Below are 273 nucleotides of genomic sequence, written 5' to 3'. Positions count from 1 at the left end.
CTATACCTACTTTGTCACGGAAAACCCAATAGGACAATAAGGTATAGGCAATGATGATTGGAATTTTGATATCCAATGGTCAGAACTTGAGGCATATAAACAACTGATTCCTAGGAAAGTGGTGGTAAAACACAATGGAAAAAGTAGCCAACATCAGTGGGGTCAATAATTACCATCAAAAGTGGTCGCCTTATGTCCAAATGGGTATTTACCGTTCAAGTTGGCGTGCAGGGCCACTTAAGAAACGTGTAATCGTGGGGTAGCCTGTAGAGG

General features: G+C 41.8%; 1 protein-coding gene. It reads left to right on the top strand.

The features are described from left to right. Positions 1-134 precede the first annotated feature (134 nt). Complete coding sequence (locus tag ACG9ZB_RS17355; RefSeq protein ID WP_419326859.1) at positions 135-263, top strand: hypothetical protein; 129 nt, start codon at positions 135-137, stop codon at positions 261-263. Positions 264-273 lie beyond the last annotated feature (10 nt).

This window comes from Acinetobacter johnsonii, from assembly GCF_048551975.1.
In the GTDB taxonomy this organism is placed as follows: domain Bacteria; phylum Pseudomonadota; class Gammaproteobacteria; order Pseudomonadales; family Moraxellaceae; genus Acinetobacter; species Acinetobacter johnsonii_A.
The sequence above is the reverse complement of the archived record's forward strand: the minus strand, read 5'-3'. Positions and strand labels throughout refer to the sequence as shown.

Coding starts and splice junctions, on each gene's coding strand:
- ACG9ZB_RS17355 (WP_419326859.1), top strand. CDS start 135: ATGGAAAAAGTAGCCAACATCAGTGGGGTCAATAATTACCATCAAAAG.